Origin of the sequence: Nocardioides gilvus (assembly GCF_003194605.1) — a bacterium.
GTDB lineage: Bacteria > Actinomycetota > Actinomycetes > Propionibacteriales > Nocardioidaceae > Nocardioides > Nocardioides gilvus.
The window spans coordinates 362,936-388,959 of sequence record NZ_QHKY01000004.1; the positions used below are offsets into that span (position 1 = coordinate 362,936).

Annotated in this window: 25 protein-coding genes; 19 read left to right on the forward strand and 6 right to left on the reverse strand. The window is 68.7% G+C overall.

The window, feature by feature from the left end:
- Nucleotides 1–87: 87 nt before the first annotated feature.
- Nucleotides 88–1,671, reverse strand: a complete 1,584-nt coding sequence (locus DNK52_RS13595; protein WP_110241543.1) for an ABC transporter substrate-binding protein — start codon at nucleotides 1,669–1,671, stop codon at nucleotides 88–90.
- Between the two features lie 323 nt (nucleotides 1,672–1,994).
- Here DNK52_RS13595 and DNK52_RS13600 point away from each other — a divergent pair, with 323 nt between their 5' ends.
- From DNK52_RS13600 to DNK52_RS13625, 6 genes are all read left to right on the forward strand, one after another.
- The gene (locus DNK52_RS13600; protein WP_110241544.1) at nucleotides 1,995–3,191 is read left to right on the forward strand and encodes a CaiB/BaiF CoA transferase family protein; all 1,197 of its coding nucleotides are present in this window, start codon (nucleotides 1,995–1,997) and stop codon (nucleotides 3,189–3,191) included.
- A gap of 43 nt (nucleotides 3,192–3,234) precedes the next feature.
- Complete coding sequence (locus DNK52_RS13605; protein ID WP_110241545.1) at nucleotides 3,235–4,065, forward strand: cyclase family protein; 831 nt, start codon at nucleotides 3,235–3,237, stop codon at nucleotides 4,063–4,065.
- Between the two features lies 1 nt (nucleotide 4,066).
- Complete coding sequence (locus DNK52_RS13610; protein ID WP_110241546.1) at nucleotides 4,067–5,569, forward strand: MmgE/PrpD family protein; 1,503 nt, start codon at nucleotides 4,067–4,069, stop codon at nucleotides 5,567–5,569.
- Complete coding sequence (locus DNK52_RS13615) at nucleotides 5,566–7,032, forward strand: dihydroorotase (RefSeq protein ID WP_110241547.1); 1,467 nt, start codon at nucleotides 5,566–5,568, stop codon at nucleotides 7,030–7,032. Before DNK52_RS13610 ends, DNK52_RS13615 begins: the two co-directional genes overlap by 4 nt.
- Before the next feature lie 23 nt (nucleotides 7,033–7,055).
- The gene (locus DNK52_RS13620; protein WP_110241548.1) at nucleotides 7,056–8,072 is read left to right on the forward strand and encodes an MDR family NADP-dependent oxidoreductase; all 1,017 of its coding nucleotides are present in this window, start codon (nucleotides 7,056–7,058) and stop codon (nucleotides 8,070–8,072) included.
- A 79-nt stretch (nucleotides 8,073–8,151) separates the two neighbouring features.
- Nucleotides 8,152–9,576: a phytoene desaturase family protein gene (locus DNK52_RS13625; RefSeq protein WP_239455608.1), complete on the forward strand. Its 1,425-nt coding sequence runs from the start codon at nucleotides 8,152–8,154 to the stop codon at nucleotides 9,574–9,576.
- Here DNK52_RS13625 and DNK52_RS13630 read toward each other — a convergent pair.
- Nucleotides 9,539–11,044: a flavin-containing monooxygenase gene (locus DNK52_RS13630; RefSeq protein ID WP_110241549.1), complete on the reverse strand. Its 1,506-nt coding sequence runs from the start codon at nucleotides 11,042–11,044 to the stop codon at nucleotides 9,539–9,541. The genes DNK52_RS13625 and DNK52_RS13630 overlap by 38 nt on opposite strands.
- A gap of 107 nt (nucleotides 11,045–11,151) precedes the next feature.
- Between DNK52_RS13630 and DNK52_RS13635 the strand changes: the two genes are divergently transcribed.
- Nucleotides 11,152–11,934 (forward strand): alpha/beta fold hydrolase, encoded by a 783-nt coding sequence (locus DNK52_RS13635; RefSeq protein ID WP_204163535.1) that lies wholly within the window; start codon nucleotides 11,152–11,154, stop codon nucleotides 11,932–11,934.
- Here the strand turns inward: DNK52_RS13635 and DNK52_RS13640 are convergent.
- On the reverse strand, nucleotides 11,916–12,818 hold the full coding sequence (locus DNK52_RS13640; protein WP_110241646.1) for a LysR substrate-binding domain-containing protein: 903 nt from the start codon (nucleotides 12,816–12,818) through the stop codon (nucleotides 11,916–11,918). The genes DNK52_RS13635 and DNK52_RS13640 overlap by 19 nt on opposite strands.
- Nucleotides 12,819–12,972: 154 nt before the next feature.
- On the opposite strand from DNK52_RS13640, the gene DNK52_RS13645 reads away from it, so the two are divergent.
- A complete protein-coding gene (locus DNK52_RS13645) occupies nucleotides 12,973–13,743 on the forward strand; it encodes a CoA transferase subunit A (RefSeq protein WP_110241550.1) in 771 nt (256 codons plus the stop codon).
- A 1-nt stretch (nucleotide 13,744) separates the two neighbouring features.
- A complete protein-coding gene (locus DNK52_RS13650) occupies nucleotides 13,745–14,401 on the forward strand; it encodes a CoA transferase subunit B (protein WP_110241551.1) in 657 nt (218 codons plus the stop codon).
- A gap of 90 nt (nucleotides 14,402–14,491) precedes the next feature.
- On the opposite strand, the gene DNK52_RS13655 is transcribed toward DNK52_RS13650, so the two are convergent.
- Nucleotides 14,492–15,433, reverse strand: coding sequence for an NAD(P)/FAD-dependent oxidoreductase (locus DNK52_RS13655; RefSeq protein WP_110241552.1), 942 nt, complete (start codon nucleotides 15,431–15,433; stop codon nucleotides 14,492–14,494).
- A gap of 117 nt (nucleotides 15,434–15,550) precedes the next feature.
- Between DNK52_RS13655 and DNK52_RS13660 the strand changes: the two genes are divergently transcribed.
- Nucleotides 15,551–16,117, forward strand: coding sequence for a helix-turn-helix domain-containing protein (locus DNK52_RS13660; RefSeq protein ID WP_110241553.1), 567 nt, complete (start codon nucleotides 15,551–15,553; stop codon nucleotides 16,115–16,117).
- A 4-nt stretch (nucleotides 16,118–16,121) separates the two neighbouring features.
- On the opposite strand, the gene DNK52_RS13665 is transcribed toward DNK52_RS13660, so the two are convergent.
- Nucleotides 16,122–16,721, reverse strand: a complete 600-nt coding sequence (locus DNK52_RS13665; RefSeq protein ID WP_110241554.1) for a flavin reductase family protein — start codon at nucleotides 16,719–16,721, stop codon at nucleotides 16,122–16,124.
- Between the two features lie 198 nt (nucleotides 16,722–16,919).
- On the opposite strand from DNK52_RS13665, the gene DNK52_RS13670 reads away from it, so the two are divergent.
- From DNK52_RS13670 to DNK52_RS13695, 6 genes are read left to right on the forward strand one after another with little or no spacing between them, the layout of a single operon-like run.
- A complete protein-coding gene (locus DNK52_RS13670) occupies nucleotides 16,920–19,748 on the forward strand; it encodes a DUF4040 family protein (protein ID WP_110241555.1) in 2,829 nt (942 codons plus the stop codon).
- Nucleotides 19,745–20,080, forward strand: a complete 336-nt coding sequence (locus DNK52_RS13675; RefSeq protein ID WP_110241556.1) for a sodium:proton antiporter — start codon at nucleotides 19,745–19,747, stop codon at nucleotides 20,078–20,080. The genes DNK52_RS13670 and DNK52_RS13675 overlap by 4 nt, the downstream gene beginning before the upstream one ends.
- Nucleotides 20,077–21,585, forward strand: coding sequence for a monovalent cation/H+ antiporter subunit D family protein (locus DNK52_RS13680; RefSeq protein WP_110241557.1), 1,509 nt, complete (start codon nucleotides 20,077–20,079; stop codon nucleotides 21,583–21,585). The genes DNK52_RS13675 and DNK52_RS13680 overlap by 4 nt, the downstream gene beginning before the upstream one ends.
- Nucleotides 21,582–21,929, forward strand: a complete 348-nt coding sequence (locus DNK52_RS13685; RefSeq protein ID WP_204163536.1) for a Na+/H+ antiporter subunit E — start codon at nucleotides 21,582–21,584, stop codon at nucleotides 21,927–21,929. The genes DNK52_RS13680 and DNK52_RS13685 overlap by 4 nt, the downstream gene beginning before the upstream one ends.
- Nucleotides 21,926–22,186 carry an MrpF/PhaF family protein gene (locus DNK52_RS13690; RefSeq protein ID WP_110241558.1) on the forward strand — a complete coding sequence of 87 codons (261 nt, stop codon included), beginning with the start codon at nucleotides 21,926–21,928 and terminating at the stop codon, nucleotides 22,184–22,186. The genes DNK52_RS13685 and DNK52_RS13690 overlap by 4 nt, the downstream gene beginning before the upstream one ends.
- Nucleotides 22,183–22,563 (forward strand): cation:proton antiporter, encoded by a 381-nt coding sequence (locus DNK52_RS13695; RefSeq protein WP_110241559.1) that lies wholly within the window; start codon nucleotides 22,183–22,185, stop codon nucleotides 22,561–22,563. Before DNK52_RS13690 ends, DNK52_RS13695 begins: the two co-directional genes overlap by 4 nt.
- 71 nt (nucleotides 22,564–22,634) lie before the next feature.
- On the opposite strand, the gene DNK52_RS13700 is transcribed toward DNK52_RS13695, so the two are convergent.
- Nucleotides 22,635–23,864, reverse strand: coding sequence for an HNH endonuclease signature motif containing protein (locus tag DNK52_RS13700; protein ID WP_162598775.1), 1,230 nt, complete (start codon nucleotides 23,862–23,864; stop codon nucleotides 22,635–22,637).
- Nucleotides 23,865–24,419: 555 nt separating this feature from the next.
- On the opposite strand from DNK52_RS13700, the gene DNK52_RS13705 reads away from it, so the two are divergent.
- The 3 genes from DNK52_RS13705 (at nucleotide 24,420) to DNK52_RS13715 (ending at nucleotide 25,970) form a co-directional block, all read left to right on the forward strand.
- On the forward strand, nucleotides 24,420–24,656 hold the full coding sequence (locus DNK52_RS13705; protein WP_110241561.1) for a PLDc N-terminal domain-containing protein: 237 nt from the start codon (nucleotides 24,420–24,422) through the stop codon (nucleotides 24,654–24,656).
- A 155-nt stretch (nucleotides 24,657–24,811) separates the two neighbouring features.
- A complete protein-coding gene (locus DNK52_RS13710) occupies nucleotides 24,812–25,471 on the forward strand; it encodes a DUF305 domain-containing protein (RefSeq protein WP_110241562.1) in 660 nt (219 codons plus the stop codon).
- 100 nt (nucleotides 25,472–25,571) lie between these two features.
- A complete protein-coding gene (locus DNK52_RS13715) occupies nucleotides 25,572–25,970 on the forward strand; it encodes a hypothetical protein (protein ID WP_110241563.1) in 399 nt (132 codons plus the stop codon).
- Nucleotides 25,971–26,024 lie beyond the last annotated feature (54 nt).

The following is a 26,024-nucleotide window of genomic DNA, read 5'->3' on the forward strand; positions in this document are numbered from 1 at the left end:
CTTCTCGCAGAACGCACCGGGGGCGGTGCCGTTGTCGGCCCCGCCCCCGGTTCTTCACAGGCCCTTCATCGGGGCCGTGTCACACCCTCACTTCACGTCGCGCAGGGTGTTCAACCAGAGCAGGGCGGACGGGGTGTAGCTCTCGCCCAACTCCTTCGACCATCCCTGGGCCGTCTGCGAGACGACGAACTGGATGTTGCCCTGCGTCTCGAGGTCACGCTCCTGGACGGCCTTCCACGCCGCAGCCTGCTCTTCCTCGCCGGCCGCCGTCATGGCGGTGCCGAGCAACTGGTCCATCTCGTCGTCCTTGAACTGGGCGAAGTTGTTCGCCGCGCTCGAGTTGAGACCGCCGTTGACATAGTCCGGCGAGAAGCCGGTCGAGGTCGACGCAGCGGCGTCGAACATGATCAGGTCGTACTCACCCGAGACCAGCGCGCCGTAGAAGCCCGCGATGTCCTGGGACTCCACGGTGGCGTCGATGCCCAGTTCCTTCAGGTTGGCCTGGAAGATCGTGGCAGCGTTGGTGACCTGCGGGTCCTTGACCGCGATGATGTTGAACTTGCGGTCCAGCTCCACGCCGGAGGAGGCCAGCAGCTCCTTGGCCTTGTCGAGGTCGGGGTCGGCGCCGAAGGCATTGCCGAGCTCCTCGTCGTGGAAGAGCGTCCCGTAGGTGAGGTACGTACTGTTCGGCCGTCCTGCACCGCCGTAGACCTGGTCCACGATCCGCTGGCGGTCGATGGCGTGGGCCAGGGCGAGACGGAAGTCGGTGTTCGACGTCGGACGGTCGGCCTTCATCGACGGGTAGGCGAAGAGTCGCGAGACGTCTTCCTCCACCACCGTGGCGTTGGCTCCCCGATCGGTCACCAGGTCCACCTGGTCGGCGGGAAGGTCCGGCACGATGTGCGTCTCACCGTTGGCCAGGCGCGCGATGCGCGAGGCGTCCTCCGGGACGAGCTTCAGGGTGATCGTCTCGAACGGGTACGCCTCGCCGTAGTAGTCCTCGTTGCGCTCCAGCGCGATCGAATCGCCGCGCTTGAGCGAGGTCAGCTTGTAGGGCCCTGACCCGTTCTCGGTCGTCGCGTAGGTCTTGTTCGTGGCGTACTCGTCCTCGTCGGAGAGGATCGGCAGCATGGCCAACTTCCCGTCGAGGTAGGCGTACGGCTCACTCAGGGTCAGCTCCACCGTCAGGTCGTCCAGCGCCTTGGCCTCCTCGACGTAGGTCAGACCTGAGAGCCACACCGCGCCGTTCTCGGGGTCCTGGGCGAGGTCGATGGTGTTGACCACGTCATTCGCGTCGAGCACGGTGCCGTCGTGGAAGGTGACGCCTTCGCGCACCTTGACGGTGTAGGTCAGACGGTCCTCGCTCACCTCGGGCATCTCGGCCGCAAGGTCAGGCTCCAGGGAGCCGTCCTCGTTCCACTGCAGGAGGCTGGAGTAGGTGAGGCGGTAGATGCGCTGGGCCTCGGGGACGTTGCGGTAGAACGGGTCGAGCGAGTCCGGCTCGGCCGTGACGTCGACCACCAGGTCGGTGACCGAGTTCTCCGCGCTGCCCGACCCGCCGCCGTCGTTCCCGCCGCCTCCACAGGCGGCCAACATGCTCAGACAAGCGACGGCGGCCGTGGCCACTCCCGCCCGCCGAAAACCATTCTGGCTACGCAGGGTGAACTTCATGCGAGCTCCAATTCAGATGACCTCGGCGAGCTGAAACGTCTTCGGAAGCGACGATCTGTTCCACGAGGCGAAACGATGTACCGACAAGCGGTATTCAAACTCCGTTCCGGCCCGCGGTCAAGGAAATCTGGCCGTTCCGCCGTGGGCCAACCCCGCGCCAGACTCAGAATCCGGACTGATTGCCACAATGTGAGGGCCTCGTTCCCACTTTCCGCGCAAGAATGCCGTCCTGGATGGCCCACTTGACGGACTGGTCCTCGCCGTCGTCGTATAGTTGCACCAAATCGGAATGCTGTTTCATCAACCGGAACGGGGAACTCTCGGTGTCAACTGGTCCTCTCTCAGGCGTCAAGGTCATCGACGCCTCCACCATTCTCGCCGGGCCGCTCGCCTGCCAGATCCTCGGCGACTACGGCGCAGAGGTCATCAAGATCGAGCACCCGACCAAGCCCGACGGCATGCGCGGACACGGGCCGGCTGTCGACGGGACCCCGATCTGGTGGAAGGAGGTCGCTCGCAACAAGCAGACGATCGGCCTCAGTCTCTCCGCCCCCGACGGCGCTGCTCTCTTCCTGGACCTCGCCGCCACCGCCGACGTGGTCGTGGAGAACTTCCGGCCCGGCACCCTCGAGCGTTGGGGCGTGGGACCGGAGCAGTTGCACGCGGTCAACCCCGGCCTGGTCATCGTGCGGATCACCGGCTTCGGCCAGACCGGGCCGTACGCCTCACGCGCCGGTTTCGGCACGCTCGCGGAGTCGATGAGCGGCTTCGCGCACCTCACCGGACAGCCCGACGGGCCGCCCACCCTGCCCGCCTTCGGCCTGGCCGACTCGATCTGCGGCATCGCCGCGTCGTCGGCCGTCTCCATGGCCCTGCTGGCTCGCGAGAAGAACGGTGGCCGGGGCCAGGTCATCGACATGGACCTGCTCTCCCCGATCATGACTGCGGTGGGCCCCGGCCCCACCGTCTACCAGCAGACCGGCGTCGTCGGGATGCGGCACGGCAACCGCTCGACCAACAACGCTCCGCGCAACACGTACCAGACCTCCGACGGTCACTGGGTCGCGATCTCCACCAGCGCCCAGGCGATCGCGGAGCGCGTCATGGTCCTCGTCGGCCACCCCGAGGTGATCGAGGAGCCGTGGTTCGCGGCCGGCAACACCCGGGCCGAGCACACCGACCTCCTCGACGGCATGGTCGGCAGTTGGATCGGCGCCCGGACCCGCGACGAGGTCGTCACGGCCTTCACCGACGCCGGCGCCGCGATCGCACCGATCTACTCCGCCAAGGAGATCGTCGAGGACGAGCACGTCCGCGAGACCCAGATGCTCACCGAGGTCGACGACGTCGACTTCGGTCCCCTGCTCCAGCACAACGTGATGTGGCGGATGTCCGAGACCCCCGGGTCGATCCGCTTCACCGGACGCAAGCACGGCGAGGACACCGACGAGGTGCTCACCGGCCTAGGTGTCGACGAGACCCGACTGGCCGACCTGCGCGAGCGCAACGTCATCCGCTGACGCCCCACCCCACCAGACTCTGCACAGACGAGAACGAGGACCGATGACCAACACCACCACCACCCAGCTCCTGGCTGCGGTCGCCCAGGGCACCGAGATCTTCGACCTGGGTCGCACCCTCACCGTGGGTATGCCCCAGTCCCCCAACCACCCGGCGTACTGGCACGCGATGCCGCGACGCCACGGTGACATGACGCGGGGCGACGGCGGCTCGGCCGCCAACGACATGATCTCGATGGGCACCCACGTCGGCACCCACGTCGATGCACTGGCCCACGTCTCCCAGGACGGCAAGCTCTACGGCGACGTGGACGCGTACGAGGCCCAGGTCGGCGGCAAGTTCCTCGAGCACGGCGCCCACACGATCGAGCCGATGGTCCGTCGCGGCGTCCTGCTCGACGTGCCCGGGACCCTCGGCGTCGAGCGCCTCGAGCCCGGCCAGGAGATCACGGTCGACGACCTCAAGGCCACGCTCGCCAAGCAGGGCACCGAGATCCGTGAGGGTGACGTGGTCCTGGTCCGCTCCGGCTGGGGCCAGCACTTCGACAACGGCGACGGCGACCTCTTCCGCGGCCTCTCCACGGGAGTGCCCGGCGTCTCCGACAGCGGCGCGACCTTCCTCGCCGACTTCGGCATCCACGCCACCGGCGCCGACACCATCGCCTACGAGCAGCTCAAGCCCGGCGCGGGTCACGGCCTCCTGCCGGCCCACCGGGTGTTGCTCGTCGAGCGCGGCATCTACATCATCGAGGCCATGGATCTCGAGGCCCTGGCCAAGGCCGGCACCCACGAGTTCCTCTTCGTGATGAGTCCGCTGAAGTTCTTCGGCGCCACCGGCTCCCCGGTCCGTCCCCTCGCGGTGGTCGGCGCCTGAGATGACAGCCTCGGTCCCTGAGTACTCCCCCGCACCCGACGCGCGTCCCGAGGGCAACCCGACGTACGCCGCCGACGGTGGCCCCACGTTGGCCCAGCAGATCGGCGCGTTCGCCCACCACTGCGCGGTCCACGGCATCCCCGCCGAGGTCACGGCCTCTGTCGGCCAGCGCACGCTGGACATTCTCGGTCTCTGCGTCGCTGCCCACCGCCTCCCCACCAGCGCCGCAGCCATCGCGCACGTGCTGGACCAGGGCGGACACGCCCAGGCCACGATCGTCGGGGAGTCCACCCGGGTGAACGCTGCCCAGGCGGCCTTCGCCAACGGTGTCCTGGCCCACTCGCTCGACTACGACGACACCCACCTCCCGTCGGTGCTGCACCCCAGCGCCTCGGTCGTCCCCGCAGCACTCGCCGCCGCGGAGCACGCCGGCGCTTCCGGTGAGCTGACCAGCCGTGCGATCGCGGTCGGCATCGAGGTCGCGGTCCGACTGGGCATGGCCGGCTACGACGCCGAGCTCGGCAACTCCGTCTTCTTCGAGCACGGCCAGCACGCCACCTCGATCACCGGCGCGATGGGCTCGTCGGTCGCGGCCGGGATGATCTACGGCCTGGACGCCGACGGCATCGCTGACGTCCTCGGCCTGACCGCCTCGATGGCGGCCGGCGTGATCGAGGCCAACCGCACAGGCGGCACGGTCAAGCGCCTGCACTGCGGCGTCGCCGCCCAGGCCGGAGTCACCGCCGCCCAGTTGGTGCGGCGCGGATTCACCGGGCCGCCGACCGTGCTGGAAGGACGTTTCGGCTTCTTCCAGGGCTGGCTGCACGGGCAGTACTTCCCCACCGCGATCACCGACGGTCTGGGCACCGAGTGGTCAGTGCCGGGCATCTTCTTCAAGCCCTACCCGGCCAACCACTTCACCCACACCACCGTGGACGCCGGCCGGGCCTTCCGTGAGCGCGGGATCACTCCCGACCAGGTCGCCAGCGTCGTGGTCGGTGTCGCCGGTTCCACGGTGCGCACCATCGGTGAGCCGATCGAGGTCAAGCGCACCCCCGAGACCGGCTACCAGGCCCAGTTCTCCGGGCCGTACGCCTTCGCTGCCGGGCTGCTCGGCGGCGGCGGCCTCGGCACCGGGTTGGACGACTACTCCGATGCCCTGGCCCAGGACCCGGTGCGCCGGGACCTGATGGCCAAGGTCGACGTGGTCTCCGACGACAAGTGCAACGAGATCTTCCCGTTCCAGTTCCCGGCGGTGGTCACGTTGACCACCACCTCCGGCGAGGTCATCGTGGAGGAGGTGCTGGCCAACCGCGGTGGGCCGGCCCGTCCTCTCTCGGACGAGGAGCTGGCGACCAAGTTCCGCGACAACGTCGCCGGCCGTCTCTCCCCGGAGACCGCCACCACCGTGAGCACCGACGTGCTCGACCTGCGCAGCGCACCTGACCTGACGGCCGTCCTGAAGCCGTTGTCGACCTTCACCCCTCAAGGAGAGTTCCAGTGACCGAGTACGACGTCCTCCTCACCAACGTCAAGGCCGTCCTGCCCGGCCACGACGAGCCGCAGTCCGTCGACATCGCCGTCAAGGACGGCAAGTTCGCCCGGATCGAGGCCGGCATCCCTGCTGACTCCGCCGACACAGTCGTCGACGGCGGCGGCAAGGTGGCCTTCCCGGGCGTCGTCGACGCCCATCAGCACTGGGGGATCTACAACCCGCTGCCGATCGATGTCGCGAGCGAGTCGCGCGCTTCGGCGCAGGGTGGTGTGACCACCTCGCTGTCCTACATGCGCTCGGGCCAGTACTACCTGAACAAGTCGGGCGACTACGCCGACTTCTTCCCCGAGGTGCTGGCGCAGACCGACGGCAACGCCGCGATCGACTACACCTACCACCTGGCTCCGATGAGCAAGTCGCAGATCGCCGAGATCCCGGCCCTGGTCAAGGACCACGGCGTGACCTCGTTCAAGATCTTCATGTTCTACGGTTCCTACGGTCTGCACGGTCGCAGCTCGGACCAGTCCTCCTTCCTGATGACCCCCGAGGGCGAGCGGTACGACTACGCGCACTTCGAGTTCGTCATGCGCGGCGTGCAGAAGGCCCGCGAGGAGAACCCGGAGATCGCCGACCAGATCTCGCTCTCCCTGCACTGCGAGACCGCCGAGATCATGGCGGCGTACACGAAGATGGTCGAGGAGGACGGCACCCTGACCGGCTTGCCCGCCTACTCCGCCTCCCGCCCGCCGCACTCGGAGGGCCTGGCGGTCACCATCGCCTCCTACCTGGCGCACGAGACCAACCTGCCGACCATCAACCTGCTGCACCTCACCTCGCGCAAGGCGATGGAGGCGGCACTGACGATGGCGGCCGCGTTCCCGCACATCGACTTCCGCCGCGAAGTCACCGTCGGTCACCTGCTCGTCGACTGCGACACCGCGCACGGCGTCGGCGGCAAGGTGAACCCGCCGCTGCGTCCCCGCGAGGACGTCGAGGCCCTGTGGGACTACCTGCTCGACGGCAAGATCGACTGGGTCGTCTCCGACCACGCGTGCTGCAAGGAGGAGCTGAAGTTCGGTGAGCCGAAGGACGACGTCTTCCTGGCCAAGTCCGGCTTCGGTGGTGCCGAGTACATGCTCGCCGGCATGGTCAGCGAGGGGCGCAAGCGTGGTCTGGCCTTCGGCCGGATCGCCGAGCTCACCGCGCAGAACCCCGCCGAGCGCTACGGCCTGGGCCGGACGAAGGGTTCGATCGCCGTGGGCAAGGACGCCGACATCGCGCTGGTCGACATCGACCACGACTGGACGGTGCGCGCCGAGGAGTCCGTCTCCACCCAGGAGTACACCCCCTTCGAGGGCGCCGAGCTGACCGCCAAGGTCACCGACACCTTCCTGCGCGGCACCCAGATCGTCACCAACGGTGTCGTGACGGACGAGAAGCACGGCAAGTACCTGTCGCGTCCGACCGCCTGACCCGCCCCGTCCCAGGAGTCCACATGCAGAGCACCCGCACCGTCCAGGCTGTCGTCCTCGCCTCCGTCCCCGAGGGGGTCCCGGTCGCCACGGACTTCACCACCACCGAGCAGGCACTGCCCGAGGTGGGTCCCGGACAGGTGCGGGTGGCCGTACGTGACCTCTCGCTCGACCCCTACATCCGGTCCACGCTAGGCGGCAGCCACCTCGGTGACGCGCCGGTGAAGCCCGGGGGCGTGGTCGGTGGGCGAGCGGTCGGCGAGGTCGTCGAGAGCCGGTCCGACAGCCTGGCCGTGGGCGACCTGGTGGTGGCCGAGACCGGCTGGGTCAGTGAGGCCGTGGTGGAGGCGAGTGCTGCCACGAAGGTCGACCTCCCCAGCGGCGTCCCTGCCTCTGCGGCCCTCGGCGTGCTGGGCATGCCCGGACTGACTGCGTACGCCGCCCTGGAGCGCCACGTCATGCCGGCGGCCGGGGAGACCGTCGTGGTCTCCTCGGCCACCGGTGGCGTCGGGGCTCTCGCCGGACAGCTGCTGGCCGCCGCGGGCGCTCGCCCCGTCGCGATCGTCGGGAGCCGGGAGAAGGCGGCGCTCGCCACCCAGAAGCTTGGCTACGCCGCTGCCGTCGTGCGTGGCTCCGACACCTTCGCCGACGACCTGCGAGCTGCCTGCCCCGACAAGGTCAACGGTTACCTGCACATGGGCGACCAGGCCACCCTCGACGTCGTGATGGAGCAGCTGGCCGTCGGCGCCCGGGTCTCCCTCATCGGTGTCATGGACCAGAGCAACGGAGCTCCCGCCACCCGCGTGCGCGCCGGGGCCGTGATGGCCGCCCGGGCCACCCTGATGGGCATGGTCATCTACGACCACTTCGACCTCGCCGCCGAGCACGTCGCGAAGGTCGGCGCGCTGGTGGCGGCCGGCGAGATCGCGGCGTTCGAGGACCGCACCGTGGGCCTGGACCAGGCCGGCGCCGCCTTCGCCCGGATGATGTCGGGCGCCAACGTCGGCAAGGCCGTGGTGGAGGTTTCGCGCCGCGTGTGAGCACCGATGGGCGACGCCTGCAAGACTTCGACCTGAAGACGTCGTCGTCCCGCAAGAGTTGGCAGGAGTTGGTGTTCTCGTGCATGCAGTGGTGGTGGGCAGTGGGCCCAACGGTCTGGCGGCCGCGATCAGGCTCGCCCAGGAAGGGCTCGAGGTCACGGTCGTCGAGGCGTCCGAGCACCCCGGTGGCGGGGCCCGTACGTCCGAGCTTACCCTCCCCGGCGTGCTGCACGACGACTGCTCGGCCTTCCATCCCACAGGGGTGCTCTCGCGCTTCCTGAACTCGCTCGACCTCGGCGCCCACGGGCTCGAGTGGTTGTGGCCCGAGGTCGACCTGGCCCATCCCCTCGACGACGGACGCGCGGGCGTGATCTCGCGTGACATGGCTCGGACGGTCAGTTCGCTGGGCGACGACGGCGACTCCTGGGCGCGACTCTTCACGCCTCTGACACGGCACTTCGACAAGCTCCTGGACGAGATCTTCCAGCCGATCCTCCACATCCCGGATCACCCGTTCGCCCTGGCCCGTTTCGGGTTGGGCGCCGTCCTGCCCGCCACGATGATGACCCGCCGGTGGGACGACGAGCCCGCACGCGCGCTCTTCATGGGGGTCGCCGCCCACGCCTTCGGGCGCCTCGACACGCCGCTCAGCTCGTCCGTCGGGCTGATGCTCGGGACAGCGGGCCACGTCGCCGGATGGCCGGTGGCCAAGGGAGGCTCCGGAGCGATCACGACCGCGATGGTCAGCGTGCTGGAGTCACTCGGCGGCCGGGTGGTCACCGGGACGACGGTGACCAGCCTGGACCAGGTGCGCGAGCTCGTGGGTGAGCGTCCCGAGGTGATCATGCTCGACACCGCCCCCGACGCGGCCGTACGCATCGTCGGGGACGCGATGCCCGCCCGGATCTCGCGCTCGCTGCGCCGTTTCACCTACGGCCCGGGCGTCTTCAAGGTCGACTACGCGATCGAGGGTGACGTCGACTGGCTCAACGACGAGTGCCGTCGCGCCGGCACGCTGCACCTCGGGGGCACGGCGCCCGAGATCGCCGCCGCGGAGGCCGAGACCGTCCGCGGCAGGATGCCGGAGCGCCCGTACGTGCTCGTCGGTCAGCAGTACCTGGCGGACCCGAGCCGCTCAGCGGGATCCGTCAACCCGATCTGGGCCTACGCCCACGTCCCGCACGGGTGGACCGGGGACGCAGGCGAGGCCGTGACGGCGCAGATCGAGCGGTTCGCGCCCGGCTTCCGCGACCGGATCCTGGCGACCCACTCCCGCTCGGCGCCGGAGATGCAGACGTACAACGCCAACTACGTCGGTGGTGACGTGAGCGCCGGGGCGAACACCGCGAAGCAGATCGTGCTGCGGCCCCGCCTGACCACCGACCCGTACTCGTTGGGAGTCGACGGGGTCTACCTCTGCTCGTCCTCGACGCCGCCGGGCGGCGGGGTCCACGGCATGTGTGGCGTCAACGCTGCTGAGCGGGCGTTGTCGCAACTCGCCTGAGGGCGGGGCCGTCGAAGTGCAGGTGCTCGTCGACCAGCGCCCCGGTGCGCAGGGTGCGGCGGTCCGCGATGTAGTCCATCGACATCAGCCAGGGCGCCTCGGTGCCCTGGAGCGGCAACGTGTCGATCGCCCGCTGCACGTATCCGGCGGCGAAGTCGAGGAGCGGCCGGGTCTCCATGCCCTCCTCCGCGACCGGCACGACGACGTCGTACCCGTGGGCGTCCATGTGGCTCAGCAGGCGGCAGAAGTACTCGCAGAGCAACCCGACCTTAAGCGTCCATGAGTTGTTGGTGTAGCCGATGGCGAAGGCGAAGTTGGGCAGACCGCTCAACATCACCCCGCGGTAGGCCACGGCCCGGCGCTGGTCGAACGGCTCACCGTCGAGGCTCAGCTCAATGCCGCCGAAGGTCTGGATCCGCAACCCGGTGGCGGTGACGACGACGTCCGCCTCGAGGTGTTCACCACTCTCGAGCTGGATGCCGGTCTCGGTGAAGCTGGCGATGCGGTCAGTGACCACCTCGGCGTCGCCGCGACTGATGGCGGCGAAGAAGTCGCCGTCGGGGGCAAGGCAGAGACGCTGGTCCCACGGCTCGTACGGCGGGTTGAAGTGCACGTCGACCGGATAGCCGTCCGGCAGCAGGCGGCGGTTGACCGCACCGATCACCTTGCGACCCTGGTGCGGGAAGCGGCGCAGGAACCGCCAGAACATCCGGAACTTGTGCACGTTGAGTGTGCGGCTCATGGCATAACCGCGCTCGGGACCGAAGATCTTCTGCAACCGGTTGGCCACGGCGTCCACGCTCGGCAGCGCCATCACGTACGTCGGGGTGCGCTGCAGCATCGTGACGTGCGCGGCCGTCTCGGTCAGCGACGGGATGAGTGTCACCGCGGTTGCCCCGCTGCCGATCACCACGACCCGCTTGCCGCGGGTGTCCAGGTCGTCGGGCCAGTGCTGCGGGTGCACGATCTCGCCGCGGAACCGCTCACGTCCCTCGAAGTGGGGGGTGTAGCCCTCGTCGTAGCGGTAGTAGCCGCCGGCGTTGAAGAGCCAGGTCGCGCTCAGGTGGTGCGTCTGTCCCGTCTCGGGGTGCACGACCTCCACCGTCCACCGCGCGTCCCGCGACGACCAGTCGGCACTCACGACCCGGTGGTGGAAACGGATCAGCGGGGCGAGGTCGTTCTCCTCAACCGTCTCCTGGAGGTAGTTCAGGATCCGCGGCCCGGTGGCGATCGCCTCACGGTCACGCCACGGCTTGAACTCGTATCCGAAGGTCTGCAGGTCGGAGTCGGAGCGCACTCCCGGGTAGCGGAAGAGGTCCCAGGTGCCACCCACGGCACCGCGCGCCTCGAGGACGGCGATCGTCCGCGCGGGGTGCTCGGTGCGCAGGTAGCGTGCCGCAGCGATTCCGGAGAGCCCGGCCCCAAGGATGAGCACGTCCAGGTGTTCGGTGGGGGCTGCGTCCGGCATCAGTTGACCTCTTCCGTCTCGTCGACATGGGTGGTGTTGGCACCAGCATGGGCCACGGTGCCTGATACTGCATCCGTGGCACGCACACCTTTGAGACGGAGCACGAGTTGACCACCACCCCCACGCCCCTGGTCCTGATCTCCCCGGCCATGGCGATCGGCTCTGCCTACTACCGCCCCTTGGTCGAGGAGTTCCGGGCCCACGGCTGGGATGCCCGGGCCCTGCCCCGTCGGGGGTTCGAGCGCGGCCTGCCGGTGGCCAGTCGGCGCCACGACTGGGCGTACGCCGACGAGATCGCCGAGCTCAACGCCGGGCTCGTCCGCGCCCGCGCCGAGGAGCCCGACCGTCCCGTCCTCTTCCTGGGCCACAGTCTCGGCGGTCAGATCGCCGTCGGCCACGAGCTCAGCGGCCCGCCGGTGGACGGCATCGTCACCGTGGGTGCCGCCATCCCCCATCCCAGTCACTATCCGTTGCGAGGCCTGGGGATCCGCTTCATGGCGAAGGTGATCGTGCCAGTGCTGACCACGCTGTTCGGTTACCTTCCCAAGCCTCTCTTCGGTGCGCCCGGCGCACGGACCCTGATGCGGGAGTGGGGACGGATGGTCATCACCGGCGAGCCACCTTTTCCCGCCGACGAACCGATCCGTACGCCGGCCTTCATCGTGAGCCTGCAGGGTGACACGTTGGCGCCGGCGAGCTCGGTCAACCGCTTCAGCACCCGCCTTTTCCACCCCGACGCGGTCACCCGCTGGCACTACCTGCGCGACGAGGTCACCCCGGGCGCCAGCAACGACCACATCACCTGGGTGCGTGGCAGCTCACCGGTGGTCGAGCGGGTCGTGGCCTGGTGGGACGCTCGTCAGGACCAGACTCAGCGTCCGGATCGGTGACTCTGGCGGGTCAGCGCGGTGAGGATGTCCAGCGCTCGTGCCAGGACCGCTGAGGAGTCGCCTGCCCGCGTGGCTGCCGCGAGTTCCACCTGCCCGGCGCCGACCAGCGGCCGGTAGGTCGTCCCGGCCACACCCAGGGCCTGTACCGGCTCCGGGACCAGCGCCACCCCCAGGCCTGCGGCGACGAAGGTGACCAGGGTCGACGTCTCCCCCACTTCCTGACGGACGCGGGGCTCGAACCCCGCCTCGCGACACATGGCCAGCACGGCGCCGCTCATCACCGAGCGGCCGTGGGCAGGGTGGACGATGAAGTCCTCGTCGCGCAGGTCGGCGAGCCGCAACCGCTTGCGCTTCGCCAGCCGGTGGCCCTCGGGCAGGGCCACGATGAAGCGTTCGCGTCGCAGGGTCCCGAGCACCAGGTCCGGATGGTCGACGGGCGGGCGCAGGAGGGCGAGATCGATGTGTCCGTCGAGGAGGGCCTGAGCCTGCTCGGGCACCAACATCTCACCGCGGAAGCTGAAGTCGACCGCCGGCAACTCCTCGCGCAACGTACGCGCCAGACTCGGCAGCAGGCTGTAGGTGGCGGATCCGACGCACCCGACCACCAAGCGGCCCTCGAGCCCGGCGCCGATGCGTTGGGCCTCGGCGCTGGCGACGTCGACGGCCGCCAGCACCTCCCGCGCCCGCTGGAGGAAGGCAACGCCTGCGTCCGTGAGGTCGACGCGGCGGGTGGTCCGCTCGAGCAGTTGGACGCCCAACTCGGTCTCGAGCTGGCGAATCTGTTGGGAGAGCGGCGGCTGGGCCATGTGCAGGCGTTCGGCAGCGCGTCCGAAGTGCCTGAGCTCGGCGACGGCCACGTAGTAGCGCAGATGACGAAGTTCCACGCCGACGATGATGGCAGGCCTCGCGTCGATTGACACCTTTGTCGTCCTAGTCAGCGGCAAACGAATACTTCCCCATATCACTGGGGTGTCCTAGCGTGAAGGCCATGAGCGACGTCATGACCTGTGCCCCCAACGCACTCCCCGAGGAGATCTCATGACGCACGACAAGGTGGTGGCCAGTGCCGCCGCAGCCGTCGCCGACGTGAAGGACGGCTCCAGCCTGGCCGTCGGTGGCTTCGGCCTGTCCGGCATCCCGTGGTTCCTGATCGAGGCACTGCTGGAACAGGGTGCGAGTGACCTGCGCGTGGTCTCCAACAACTGTGGTGTCGACGGCGCCGGCCTCGGCCTCCTCCTGGAGAAGGGGCGGATCAGCCGGGTCATCGCCTCCTACGTAGGGGAGAACAAGGAGTTCGCACGGCAGTACCTCTCCGGCGAGCTGACCGTCGAGCTCACCCCGCAGGGCACGCTGGCCGAGCGGATGCGTGCTGGGGGCAGCGGGGTCGGTGCGTTCTACACCCCCACCGGTGTCGGCACTTTGGTCGCCGAGGGCGGACTGCCGTGGCGTTACCACCCCGACGGTTCGGTCGCCCTGGCCTCACCCCCCAAGGAGGTGCGGACCTTCCACGACGTCCCCATGGTGTTGGAGGAGTCGATCGTCACCGACGTCTCGCTGGTGCGCGCAGCTGTGGCCGACCGTGCCGGCAACTGCGTCTTCCACGCAGCCGCCCGCAACTTCAACCCGCCGGTCGCGATGGCTGGCCGGATGACGATCGTCGAGGCGGAGAAGGTCGTCGAGGTCGGCGCCCTCGACCCGGACGCCGTCCACCTCCCGGGCGTCTTCGTGCAGCGAGTCGTCGAGCTCACCCCCGAGCAGGCGGCCCACAAGGAGATCGAGAAGCGGACGATCCGCGAGAGGGTGATCTGAGATGGCATGGACTCGTGACCAGATGGCGGCGCGGGCGGCGCTCGAACTCGAGGACGGGGCCTACGTCAATCTCGGCATCGGACTGCCGACCCAGATCCCTGACCACCTTCCGAAGGGGTCGACGGTGACCCTGCACGCCGAGAACGGCATCCTCGGCGTCGGGCCGTTCCCGTACGACGACGAGGTCGATCCTGACCTGATCAACGCGGGCAAGCAGACCGTCACTGTGCTCCCCGGAGCCTCCTACTTCGACTCGGCGACCAGCTTCGCGATGATCCGTGGCGGCCACATCGACGTCGCGGTGCTCGGTGGCATGGAGGTCTCGAGCGCCGGCGACCTGGCCAACTGGATGGTGCCGGGCGCGATGGTCAAGGGCATGGGTGGCGCGATGGACCTGGTCAGCGGCGCCCGCCGGATCATCGTGCTGATGGACCACCAGACCAGGAAGGGGGGCTCCAAGCTCGTACGCGAGTGCTCGTTGCCGCTGACCGGCCGTGGCGTGGTCGACCGGGTGATCACCGACCTAGGCGTCCTGGACGTCGCCGGTGAACACTTCGAGCTGGTCGAGTTGGCGCCCGGCGTCACGCGCGAGCAGCTGCTGGAGGCGACCGACGCACCCGTACGTGACCCTCGTGACCTCGCGACCCTCGTGACCTGATGGCCTGACCTGCGGACGCGACCCGGAATCCTGGCATGGGGTCCTGGCATGGGGGTCCTGATTCGGGCCCGCCCGGGAGCGCCCCACGGATCAGAGGAGCTCGCCGGCCAGCGCGTACCCGGCGGTGGCACCGGCACCCACCGCAGCCGCGACGCTGAGCATCGGGTTGACCACATTGCCTGCGGCATGCAGACCCGGCACTGAGGTGCGTCCCATCTCGTCGGCCGCGATGCAGGCGATCCCGAAGACGTCCTGGCGCTCGAGGTCGTACGCGGTCACCGCGGAGTCCCGCGGTGTCGGGGTGGGGCGTACGAAGAGCGCGTCGACCCGACGTGTGCGGCCGTCCGCGAACTCCAGGTCCAGCGGGCTGACCTCGCCGCCGTCGTCGTCCCCGTCGCGTTGTACGGAGGTCAGTGGTGTGGGGTCGATCTCCACACCTAGCGCCTCCATGAGCGCCACCTGCTCCGGGTCCAGCACCTCGAGGCCATTGGTCAGCACCGTCACGTCGTCGGAGAGGCGGCGCAGCAGCTTCACCTGGTGGATCGCCTCGGGCACGTCCAGAAGCACGGCGATGCGCTGGTCCGCGTACTCCCAGCCGTCGCAGAACGGGCAGTGGTGCACCCCGCTCCCCCAGTACTGGGCCAGGCCCGGCACCTCAGGCAGAGCATCAGCGGCGCCGGAGGCGAGCAGGACCCGGCGCGCGCGCAGTTCCCGGCCGTCCGACGTACGCACGGTGAAGTCATCGATCGCACCTGTCACGAGTTCGGCCTCGACCGAGCGGACCTCCACGCCGTAGCGGGCCAACTCGCGGCGACCGTCGGCCGTCAGGTCGAGCGGCGAGGTGTGGTCGCGGCCGAGGTAGCCGTGCATGTGGCCGGCCACCCGATTGCGAGGTGCACCGTGGTCCAGGACCAGCGTCCGGTACCGGATCCGCCCGAGTTGCAGCGCCGCGCTCAACCCTGCGCTGGCTCCGCCGACGACGATGACGTCCCACTGCGCTGTGCCTGCGTCTGTGTCTGTCTCTGTGTTCATGCCGCCAGCATTCCCCCGCACCGACCACCTGGCAACTACTCTTGCCAGAACGGCAACTCTGCCGAGGGCGTGGCGACTTGCAAGTGCGAACTTGCGAACTGACGAGAGTGGGAACCGATGGACGAGCAATCGACCAACACCGTGGCGTCACGGCTGCGGGCGATCCGGACGCACCGCAACTTCACCCTCACCGAGATCGCGGCGCGCACCGGCATCTCGCTGAGCACGTTGTCCCGGCTCGAGTCGGGGGCCCGCAAACCGACATTGGAGCTACTCGTCCCGCTCGCCCGGCTGTACGACGTCTCCCTCGACTCGCTGGCCGGTGCGACGAAGAGAGCTGACCCACGCGTGAAGGGCAAGCCGTTCCGGCGCGGGGGCATGACCTTCGTCCCGGTCTCGGAGCACACCCAGGACGTCGCAGCCTTCAAGGTCACGATCCCGGTGCAGCCGCGCAAGCACCGACCTTCCCTCAAGGTGCACCCTGGCCACGACTGGTTCTACGTGCTGTCCGGTCAGATCCGCCTCTACCTCGGCGAGGAGGAACACCTCTTCGGGCCCGGCGAGGTGGCGGAGTTCGACACCCTCACCCCGCACGCCTTCACCGCTGCGGGCAACGAACCGGCCGAGGTGCTGCACCTGATGGGCCGCGCCGGTGAGCGGGTCCACGTACGCGAGTTGGGTTGAGGGACTAGCGAGGCCGTTGGACAGCGATCGTCTCGGGCGGCAGGCCCCACTCGTCACGACCGAGCCGCGACAGCGGCGCCAACCCCTCGATGGTCGGGTGACCGTCGCGCAGCGCCTCGTCGCGCACCGTGATCGCCACGACCTCGCCCAGCACCAGGGTCGACTCCCCCAGCTCGACGGTGGAGTGCAGCCGGCACTCGATCGAGGCCGGGGAGTCGGTGACCCGGTGTGGCGAGACCCGCTCGCTCGCCTCCAGGGCCACCCCGACGGCCGCCGCTTCGTCGATCGCGGCGTCGTAGGAGGCACTTGAAGCGTTGATCGCCTCGAGCATCGGCAACGAAGCCAGGTTGACCACGAACTCCTGCGTCGCGAGCACGTTGCGCAGCGTGTCCTTGGTGCCGACAGAGGTGAACTGCACGATCGGCGGCCGGGCGCTCGCCACCGTGAAGAAGGAGTGCGGCGCCAGGTTCCCCACCCCGTCCGCCGACACGGTGGAGACCCAGGCGATCGGGCGGGGCACGACGAGCGCCGTCAGCAGGCCGTACGCGTTGACGCCCTCGGTCCCGGGCAGGAACACCTGACGAAGACTGCGCTCAGCACTCATGGTTCCACTGTGTCAGCCAACAGGTGAGCCGGTCGACATTCCCTCCCGATGCCTCGGCGGCGTCGGGCCAACCCACCCCCCAGAACGTTCGGTCGCGATTGCTACTGTGATTCACCAGACACGAGCATCGCTCCTGCTCGGTCCGGGTCCGACTCGACCCGCGCGCCGACACCTCGACCGGTCGAAAAAGGGTCTTCAATGACGTTGATGTGGCTACTCGCCGCTCTCGCGGCGGTGCCCGTCCTCGTGGTCCCGTTGACCAGCACCCTGGGCCGGCGAGCCGGGTGGCCGTTGGCGTTCGTCTTCCTGGCCCTGGCCGCCTCGATGATCCCGGCGGCACGAGTGGTCCTGGAGGGCGACGAGGTCACCCAGACCTACGCCTGGCTACCGGCGCTCGACGTCAACCTGGCCCTGCGCCTGGACGGTCTGGGCCTGGTCTTCGTGATGATCGCCCTCGTCATCGGTGCAGCTGTCTTCCTCTACTCCGCGGAGTATCTGGACCGGAGTCGCCAACGCGGGTTCTACCTGTGGATGACCGCCTTCGCCTTCGGCATGGTCGGTCTCGTCCTGGCCGACGACCTGATCCTGCTCTTCGCCTGCTGGGAGATCACCTCCCTGGCCTCGTTCCTGTTGATCGCTCGGTCGGGTCCCGGCGGCGAGGCCGCCTCGACCCGCACCCTCTTCATGACCTTCGTCGGTGGGCTCACCCTGCTCATCGCGGTCGTGGTGATCATCGTCGTCACCGGCACGACGTCGCTGTCGCAGGCACTTGCCTCCGACGTGTGGGGCACCCAACCCGGGGTGACCGCGACGGTCGCGGTCCTGGTCGCCGTGGCCGGGTTCACCAAGGCAGCGCAGTTCCCGTTCCACCCGTGGCTCCCCGACGCGATGGCTGCTGCCACCCCCGTCAGCGCCTACCTGCACGCCGCAGCGGTGGTCAAGGCCGGCATCTACCTGATGCTCCGCTTCTCGGAGGCGTTCTCCGACGTGCTGGTCTGGAACGTACTGCTGCTCAGCGTGGGGCTCTTCACCGCCGCGATGGCGGCACTCTTCGCGTTCCAGCAGCACGACCTCAAGCGACTGATGGCCTACTCGACCGTGAGTCAACTGGGCTTGATCACCGCCGCCATCGGTGTCGGCACCGAGAAGGCGCTCACCGCCGCGGTCATCCACACCATCGCGCACGCGCTCTTCAAGTCCGGGCTCTTCATGATGGTCGGCGTCATCGACCACTCCGCCGGGACCAGGGACCTGCGTCGGCTCCCTCAGTTGCGTCGAGTGATGCCGTGGAGCTTCGCGACGGTCATCCTGGGTGCCGCCGCGATGGCGGGCATCCCGCCCCTGCTCGGCTTCGTGAGCAAGGAGTCGATCCTCGGCTCGATGCTTGAGGCCCCCGGGCCCGCGTGGGTGGGAGTGGTTGCGCTGGTCGCCGCCGGCACCGGCTCGATCCTGACCTTCGCCTACAGCGCCAAGCTCGTCCTCGGCGGCTTCGTCGACGGCGAGCGGGAGCTGGAGGACGCCCACGGCCCGAACGCACTGCTCTTCCTGCCCGCTGCGGCGCCGATCTGGGTGGGTGTGCCGCTCGGACTCGCCGTCGGTGTCCTCGACGTCCCGGTCGAGCGTGCGGTCCAGGCAATGGGCGCCTCCGCCTCGTACCCGCTGCACCTGTGGCACGGCCCGGTTCCCGAGCTCTTCGTGACTGCTGCCGCGATCGCGATCGGGGCCCTGCTCATGACTCGTCGCCGCGCCCTGTACCCCCTCGTGCAGCGCGACTTCCTGCCCGGCACCGGCGCCGATGCCCTCGAGCGCATCTTCGAGGCGGCTGCCGACCTCGGACGCACCATCGCCCGTACGGTCGCCGCAGACCACCCCCGCCGCCACGTCGTCCCGCCCCTGATCGTCCTCACCCTCCTGCTGGGAGCGGGCAGCATCGCGATCCTGACGACCGGCGACCTGCCGGCCACCCAGCCCGACCTCTGGCGTCCGGTCGACATCGGCCTGCTGCTGCTCATCGCCCTCGGAGTGCTCGGTACGTGCCTGGCCGACTCCCGGATCGCCGCCACTGTCTCCCTCGGCGGCGTCGGCATCGCCATGACCGTGCAGTTGTTCGCCCTCGGCGCCCCTGACGTCGGCCTGACCCAACTCATGGTCGAAGTGCTCACGGTGCTGGTCATCATGCTGGTACTGCGCCAACTTCCCAGCCGCTTCGGGCCCACCCACCTGAGCCACAGAAGCGGACCCGTCATCCTGGCCGTTGCCCTCGGGACGGCCGCAGGGCTCGCGACCTGGGTCCTGACAGGTCGTCGCGAGCGGTCCGGGCCGGCCGACTACTACGTCACCGAGGGCACCGAGGTCACCGGCGGGGACAACCTCGTCAACGTGATCCTGGTCGAGTTCCGGGCCCTCGACACCTTGGGTGAGTTGGCGGTTCTCGGCATGGCGGGCGTGGCCATCGTCGCGGTCCTCACCACCATCAGCTCACGCACGTACGACCCGCCCGATCGGGATCGCAGCGCTCCCCTGCGCCCGGTCGCGGGCCTGCGCGACCCGCAGGCCCGAGCCGCACTGCTGGATCCCCAGAGCAACCTGCGCGCACTGCAACTGTTGCTCCGGGTGGTGATACCCGGACTGCTCGTGCTCTCCGCGGTCATCTTCTGGCGCGGCCACAATGCTCCCGGCGGCGGGTTCATCGCCGCCCTCGTCGGGTCGGCCGCCGTCGCCCTCGTCCATCTCTCGAGGCCCGAGGACCGCGCTGTCGGGTCACCGCGGCTGCACATCGCCCTGATCGGCGGCGGCGTGCTGACCGCGCTGGTCACCGGCCTGCTCGGCTACACCGACTCGTCCTTCCTCCAGCCCCTGTACGGCTACGTCGCTGGCACGAAGCTGAGCTCGTCCCTGCTCTTCGACATCGGGGTCTACGCCGCTGTGCTCGGTCTGGTGATGGTGGCCTTCGACCGGCTCGGCTCCACGCCGCCACCGGCGACGGCCGAGGACACTCCCCACCGAGCCAAGGAGGAGGTCTCGTGACCGTCCTGCCGATCACTGCAGGGATCCTGGTCGCCGGCGGCGTCTACCTGCTCTGCCACCCGAGTCTGGTCCGCATCGTCTTCGGGATCACCCTGCTCTCGCACGGAGCCAACGTGGTGCTCCTCTCCGCCGGTGTCTCCGCCTGGCGCGGCGAGCCCCTGACGGGCGCGGGGAGCCCGCGTGAGGCCGGCGATCCACTGCCGATGGCCTTCGTCCTCACCGCGATCGTGATCACGCTCGCGGTCACGGTCTTCATGCTGGCGCTGGCCCGGGTGGGCCGCGACGACGACACCCGGCACCTTCCGGACACCGGAGAGGACCACCGCGCATGACCGGTCAACTCCTGCCGCTGATGGTGGTGGTGCCGCTCCTGGGCGCCGCCCTGGGCGCGCTCGTCCCCGGCACAGTGGCCCGCATTCTGCTCCTGCTGGGGCCGATGCTCACGACGACCGGCGGGATCGCCCTGCTCGTCACGCACCGCGACACCCCCGTGCTGGCCCACAACGTGGGTGGCTTCGTCCCCGGCATCGCCATCCCATTCGTCTCGGACATGCTCAGCGCCGTGATGCTGACCGTCACCGGCCTGGCCACCCTCGCCTGCGTCCTCTTCGCGCTGAGCGTCGGAGAGGCCCGGCTGCGGTTCTTCCCGAGCCTGGTGCTGATGCTGTCGGCGGGGGTCAACGGAGCCCTGCTGACCGGCGACCTGTTCAACCTCTTCGTCTTCATCGAGGTGATGCTGCTCCCCTCGTACGCCCTGATCGCGATGACCGGGTCCTGGCGACGCCTCGGGATCGGTCGACTCTTCGTGGTGGTCAACCTGGTCACCTCGACGATCCTGCTGATCGGCGTCGGACTGGTGTACGGAGTCGCCGGGTCGGTGAACATCGCCGTCCTCACCGAGGCGGACGCCGACGACCCGCGCTTCCAGCTGGCGGTGGCGATGGTCCTGCTGGCGCTCGTGATCAAGGCTGGCGTGGTGCCCGTGCACGGCTGGCTTCCTCGGGCCTACCCGGCCACCTCGGCCGCGGTGATGGCGCTCTTCTCAGCCCTGCACACCAAGGTCGCCATCTATGCGATCTTCCGGATCCACCAGAGCGTTCTCGACGGCGCGACCGCGTGGATGACGGTGCTCCTGGTCCTCTTCACGGTGACGATGCTGGTGGGGGCGTACGGCTCCCTCGGCGAGCGGATGATCCGCCGCAGCCTCGCCTGGCAGATGGTGGCCGGTGTCGGCTACATCCTGGTCGGGGTCGGGATCGGCACCCAGCTCGGTCTCGCGGCCGGGCTCTTCTACATGGTCCACCACATTCTGGTGATGGGGTCGCTGCTGCTGTGCGCCGGCGCCATCGAGCACGTCTACCGCACCCAGCAGTTCGTGGGACTATCCGGACTGATGCGCCGAGAGCCACTGCTGGCGGTGATGATGGCGCTCGGGATGCTCTCCCTGGTCGGGTTCCCGCCCTCCTCCGGATTCTTCGGCAAGGTGGGGATCGCCCGGGCTGCTGCCGAGCTCGACGGGTTCCACATCTGGTTGGTCTTCGGCGCCGTGCTGCTCGCCAGCATCGGCACACTCGTGGCGATGTCACGGTTGTGGACCGAGGTCTTCTGGGGTCCCCCACTGGAGGAGATGCCGTCCCGGGGCAAGGGACGCACTGACGCGCTCGTCGTCGCCGACGACGCCCGGATCCGGTTGCGGACCCTGGCGCCCGCCGGTCTGCTGCTGGCCACCTCGTTGGCGATCTTCTTGGTCCCGGGACCGCTGTGGGAGTGGTGCCTGCAGGCCGCTGAAGGGCTGCAGGACCTCGCTCCCTATGTGGAGGCGGTGACCGGGAAGTGACCCTGCTGCGACTCACGTTCATCTACGGGCCCTGGCTGGTCTGGCAACTGCTTCTGTCGACCCTGCGCCTGGCCGTCGACGTGTGCAGGCCCGTCTCCACCCAGCGCCCCAGGATCGTCAAACTCTCGCTGGGCGACCTCACGGACCTGGAGGTCAGTCTCTTGACCAGTTCGATCACGATCACGCCCGGCACTCTCGTCCTCGGGGTCTCCCCGCAGGACGGCGATGAACCCCGCGCGGCCTTCGTTCAGGCGCTCTTCGGAGACGACGAGGCAGAGGTCATCGGTGAGCTGGAGGGTATGCGGGACATGCTGCGGTCGTCGACCAGAGGAGGTAGACCATGACCTGGCTGATCGTCGCCGCCATCGCGGTGGTCATCCTTTCCTCCGCGCTGGGGACCGTGCAGATCGCCCGAGGACCTGACGACGCGACCCGCGCCGTGGTCGGCGATCTCCTCTTCTTCTGCGCCACCGCGGTGTTCATCCTCATCGGCGTACTGAGCTCCACCGCAGTGCTCTACGACGTGGTACTCCTGGCAACCCTGTGCGGGATCCTCGCCACAGCAGCCCTCGCCCGGATGCTCACGCGGGGGGACCGATGAGCGCCGCTGAGGTGGGTGGGGTCGTGGCTGGGCTGCTCATGCTGCTCGGGTCGCTCTTCTTCGCCATCACCGCGATCGGCATGCTCCGGGCGGGCGATGCCATCAGCCGGGTCAACAACCTCAGCCCTGCCACCGGAGTGGGCCTGCCCTTGATCATTCTCGGCGCAGTCGTCCACGACCTCACCGCTGGCGACCTCACCGCCCTGGACGGGGTCAAGGCCGCGCTCTCCATCGGCGCTGCCCTGATCGTCTCGTCAGTCGCGAGCAACATGCTGGGCCGGGCGGCGTATCGCAGCCAGACGCAACTCGACCCCCGCACCGTGGGCAACGCCCTCGAGCCTTTCGAGGAGCTGGAGCAGCCCAAGCACGACGAGTAACTGTGATGGAGGAAGACAGCGGCCCGGTCTGGGCACGGTCTCCACGGATGGCCCGCGATTCGCGGGCACTCCTACCGTCTGCGGTGGAACCTGAGGTCTCCGTTGGTCAGACGGGTCATGTCGTAGCCGGGGTCGTGGGCCCGGTGGTGGTGCTTGGAGCACAGCAACGCTGAGTTTTCGAGATCTGTCACCCCGCCCTGGGACCAGGGCACGAGATGATGCGCCTCGGACCAGGTGCCGGGGATGTCACAGCCCTCGCTCCGGCAGGTCTTGTCGCGCAGCAACAGGGCGCGGCGTTGGGCCTTGGTGAACAGCCGCTGACCGCGACCAAGATCCAAGACCTCGGAGTCGCCACCGAGGACGGCCGGGATGATCCGGGCCGTGCACGCCAAGCGTCGGGCTTGGGCGGCGGTGAGGGTGTCGAACCCGTCGCCCGGGGTACCGTTGTCGATGGTCGCGACCCCAAGGTCCCTCTTCAGGTCCGCGAAGGAGATCGTCACGGTCACGTTGGTGGCGTCGCCGCCGTGGATCGGGAGCCGCGACGGATCGAAGGCCTCCAGCAGCTGGCTGAAGGCTTCGGCGAGCTGCTTGGGGCGACCGAGCATCGCGAGCGGCCCACCGAACGCCGGCTTCTCGGCCTCACTCTGACCGGACTCATCAGTCTTGGATCGGACAGCGCCGTCTGACAGCCGAGGGTTGGTGAACGCATGCAGATAGGTCGCCAACCTCGCGGCAGTGGCGTCGGGGACGATGCCGCTGATCCGGGTCGTCCCGTCGCCCAGGGCTCGCATCTTCAACCGCTGCTTCTCCGCTGCGTACTGCTCCGCATCCGCCAGCTTGCGGGCCTCTTCCTCCTCGAACCGCTCCGGATCAATCACCTCCAGGATCCGGCGACCCAGCCGCGCCAACTCGGTCGGGTCGTGATTGGCGGCCAGCCCGACCAGATGGGCCTCGGCCTTCGCGATCACCTCCACCCCGACACGCGTGGGGAGCTCCTCCAACGCCGTGACGATCACCTTGGCCTGGGCGACGTTGACTCGACCTTCCCGCACCGCAGTTGCCAACACTGGACGGTCCCGATCCAACGCCTGCGCCAACGAGAGATCAGCGGCAGCATCACTACGCCGCAGCCGCGTGTGGTGCGACAACCACGCACCCGCCGACCGGAACCCCTCCGCATCCGCCACGTCATCGGCAGCCGACAGGACCCGCAACCGCAACTCCACAAGCCGCGTCTCAACCTCAACCAGGGACCGCAACGCGCACGCCTTGTCGTCAAGGGTCATGAACGTCGGGTTCACGTCCGCCACCGACTTCAACGACGACTGGATCGAAGCAACAACCCGGTTGACCGGATGCAGAGCAATTTCCGGATGCACGAGCGGACCTCCCCCCAACAACAACAACGACGACACACCACGTACACACGCGGCATCTACAAGTCGTCGCTCCTGGAGGCCCGGCAGAGCCGGACAATCACATCACCCTCGCAACTGGCCCCACCGTCTCCGAATCCAACCCCCGAAAGTGCTGGTCGATGTCCTGAGCAGGAACCTGAGAAGAACTTAGCGAACACACGTTCGAACGTGCAAGTGGCAAATGCAGCCTGTGGACGGAGAGAATCAGAAGAGCGTCGAACTGTGAGCCCTGCACGCCCCCGCAGGCTCACAGGTCCGCGATCGCGGCTCAGCAGTCGCTGCTGCAACCGTCTGAGCAGGCTGGCTCCGACTCCAAGGCCTCGGCCCCGGGTTCGGGTTCGGGTTCGGGTTCCGACGTGCATCGTCATGTGGCGATGACAACTCCGGCGGGCCAAGCGCCTCTGTCCGGAGGTACGACGATGGGCGTAGCGTTGCGCCATGCCCAAGAAGTCATGGTCAGAACTTTCCAACCCGGCCCGTGCCGCCATCGCAGCGGTCTCCACCGTCGAGATCCTCGTGACGCTGGCTGCGTGGCGGGACCTGAAGCGCAGGCCTGGGTCCGCACTGCGCGGCCCGAAGCCCTTCTGGGCACTGGTGAGCCTGGTGCAGCCAGTCGGACCCCTGGCCTACTTCGCCTTCGCGCGGCGATCGGCCACCCAACCCGACCACACCTGACCACCCGTACTGGCGAGACTCTGGCCAACCGCGATCCAGTCGCTGCCTCCCTGGGGCACACGGGCCCGCATCACCTCGGGAAGGTGGACTGTCTACCTCTGTCGCTGCCCCGATGGCAGGTCTAGTGTGGAAACGAGTTGAGGTGGGAGGCCGTGATGAGTCGCCGCGTTGGGTGGATCGTGGCCGTCATGGCCGTGCTGGTGGTGGGCATGACCATCGCACTGGCCGCGGTCGTCGCCCACGATGACCCCTCCCCCGGTCCCGGAGACCACATGGGTGGCATGGGTGGCATACGCACCGACAGCGAGTACGCCTACCTGACCGAGATGGTCGCCCATCACGAGGAGGCCGTCGAGGCTGCGGGGCAACTCCAGCGCTCCTCCCGCGCGGAGATGCGAGACTTCGGCGAGGATGTCGTCGCCACCCAGTCAGAGCAGATCGACCAGATGCAGGAGTGGTTGGCCGAGTGGTATCCGGATCGCACCGGTGCGGTTGATCACCAGCCAATGATGCGGGACCTCACCCGACTGGCCGGTGACCGGATGGACCAGGTCTTCCTGGAGGACATGATCTCGCACCACATGGGTGCGGTGATGATGTCGCAACAGTTGTTGTCGCGTGGTCTCGCCGACCATGACGAGGTCGAGGCGCTGGCCGAGAGCATCCGCGACGAGCAGCACGCCGAGATCTTCCAGATGCAGCAATGGCTCAAGGAGTGGTTCAACGTCGACCGGCAGCACGGCCCGCCCAGGGGCGGCGGCATGGGCATGCCCGGCAACGGCATGCCTCACCTGGCTGAGCCGCGGATGAGATGAACGTGCGGTCTCGTCGCCGATGTAACGCTTGAGGCACCTCGTGACAGGTAGTGGGTGTCCGCTCTTTCTTGCGGATTGTCAGAAACCCTGAGGAGCCCCCATGCAGATCAGCACCCGCATCGCCGCAGCCGTCGCCGCGGCCGCCCTGTCCTTCGCGTCGCTCGCCGCGCCCGCATCCGCTGCCCAGCCGGTGCCCGCCGAGCCCTGCGCCAAGGAGCAGGTCAAGGTCGAGAAGGCCGAGGCCGCCCTGGAGCGCGTGACCGCGGTCTTCGACAAGGCCCAGGCCAAGGTGAAGAAGGCCAAGAAGGCCGTCACCAAGGCCGAGGGCAAGAAGAAGGCCAAGGTGAAGGTGAAAAAGGCCAAGAAGGCTCTCGCCGTCGCCAAGAAGGAGCGCGTGAAGGTGAAGAAGGCCAAGAAGGCGCAGCAGCAGCGCGTCGCCAGGACCGCGCAGCGTCTTGCTGACTGCCTCGCGAAGGAAGCACCGCCCGCGGAGAGCTGACTCAAGCTGGGTTGAGGGGAGCGGGCGGCGAGACTTCGGTCTCGCCGTCCGTTT

What these genes read in the sequence shown, in the direction of transcription:
- DNK52_RS13595 (WP_110241543.1), bottom strand. Translation starts at nt 1,671, where the DNA reads ATGAAGTTCACCCTGCGTAGCCAGAATGGTTTTCGGCGGGCGGGAGTG.
- DNK52_RS13605 (WP_110241545.1), top strand. Translation starts at nt 3,235, where the DNA reads ATGACCAACACCACCACCACCCAGCTCCTGGCTGCGGTCGCCCAGGGC.
- DNK52_RS13610 (WP_110241546.1), top strand. Translation starts at nt 4,067, where the DNA reads ATGACAGCCTCGGTCCCTGAGTACTCCCCCGCACCCGACGCGCGTCCC.
- DNK52_RS13620 (WP_110241548.1), top strand. Translation starts at nt 7,056, where the DNA reads ATGCAGAGCACCCGCACCGTCCAGGCTGTCGTCCTCGCCTCCGTCCCC.
- DNK52_RS13630 (WP_110241549.1), bottom strand. Translation starts at nt 11,044, where the DNA reads ATGCCGGACGCAGCCCCCACCGAACACCTGGACGTGCTCATCCTTGGG.
- DNK52_RS13645 (WP_110241550.1), top strand. Translation starts at nt 12,973, where the DNA reads ATGACGCACGACAAGGTGGTGGCCAGTGCCGCCGCAGCCGTCGCCGAC.
- DNK52_RS13650 (WP_110241551.1), top strand. Translation starts at nt 13,745, where the DNA reads ATGGCATGGACTCGTGACCAGATGGCGGCGCGGGCGGCGCTCGAACTC.
- DNK52_RS13655 (WP_110241552.1), bottom strand. Translation starts at nt 15,433, where the DNA reads ATGAACACAGAGACAGACACAGACGCAGGCACAGCGCAGTGGGACGTC.
- DNK52_RS13660 (WP_110241553.1), top strand. Translation starts at nt 15,551, where the DNA reads ATGGACGAGCAATCGACCAACACCGTGGCGTCACGGCTGCGGGCGATC.
- DNK52_RS13665 (WP_110241554.1), bottom strand. Translation starts at nt 16,721, where the DNA reads ATGAGTGCTGAGCGCAGTCTTCGTCAGGTGTTCCTGCCCGGGACCGAG.
- DNK52_RS13670 (WP_110241555.1), top strand. Translation starts at nt 16,920, where the DNA reads ATGACGTTGATGTGGCTACTCGCCGCTCTCGCGGCGGTGCCCGTCCTC.
- DNK52_RS13680 (WP_110241557.1), top strand. Translation starts at nt 20,077, where the DNA reads ATGACCGGTCAACTCCTGCCGCTGATGGTGGTGGTGCCGCTCCTGGGC.
- DNK52_RS13690 (WP_110241558.1), top strand. Translation starts at nt 21,926, where the DNA reads ATGACCTGGCTGATCGTCGCCGCCATCGCGGTGGTCATCCTTTCCTCC.
- DNK52_RS13695 (WP_110241559.1), top strand. Translation starts at nt 22,183, where the DNA reads ATGAGCGCCGCTGAGGTGGGTGGGGTCGTGGCTGGGCTGCTCATGCTG.
- DNK52_RS13705 (WP_110241561.1), top strand. Translation starts at nt 24,420, where the DNA reads ATGCCCAAGAAGTCATGGTCAGAACTTTCCAACCCGGCCCGTGCCGCC.
- DNK52_RS13710 (WP_110241562.1), top strand. Translation starts at nt 24,812, where the DNA reads ATGAGTCGCCGCGTTGGGTGGATCGTGGCCGTCATGGCCGTGCTGGTG.
- DNK52_RS13715 (WP_110241563.1), top strand. Translation starts at nt 25,572, where the DNA reads ATGCAGATCAGCACCCGCATCGCCGCAGCCGTCGCCGCGGCCGCCCTG.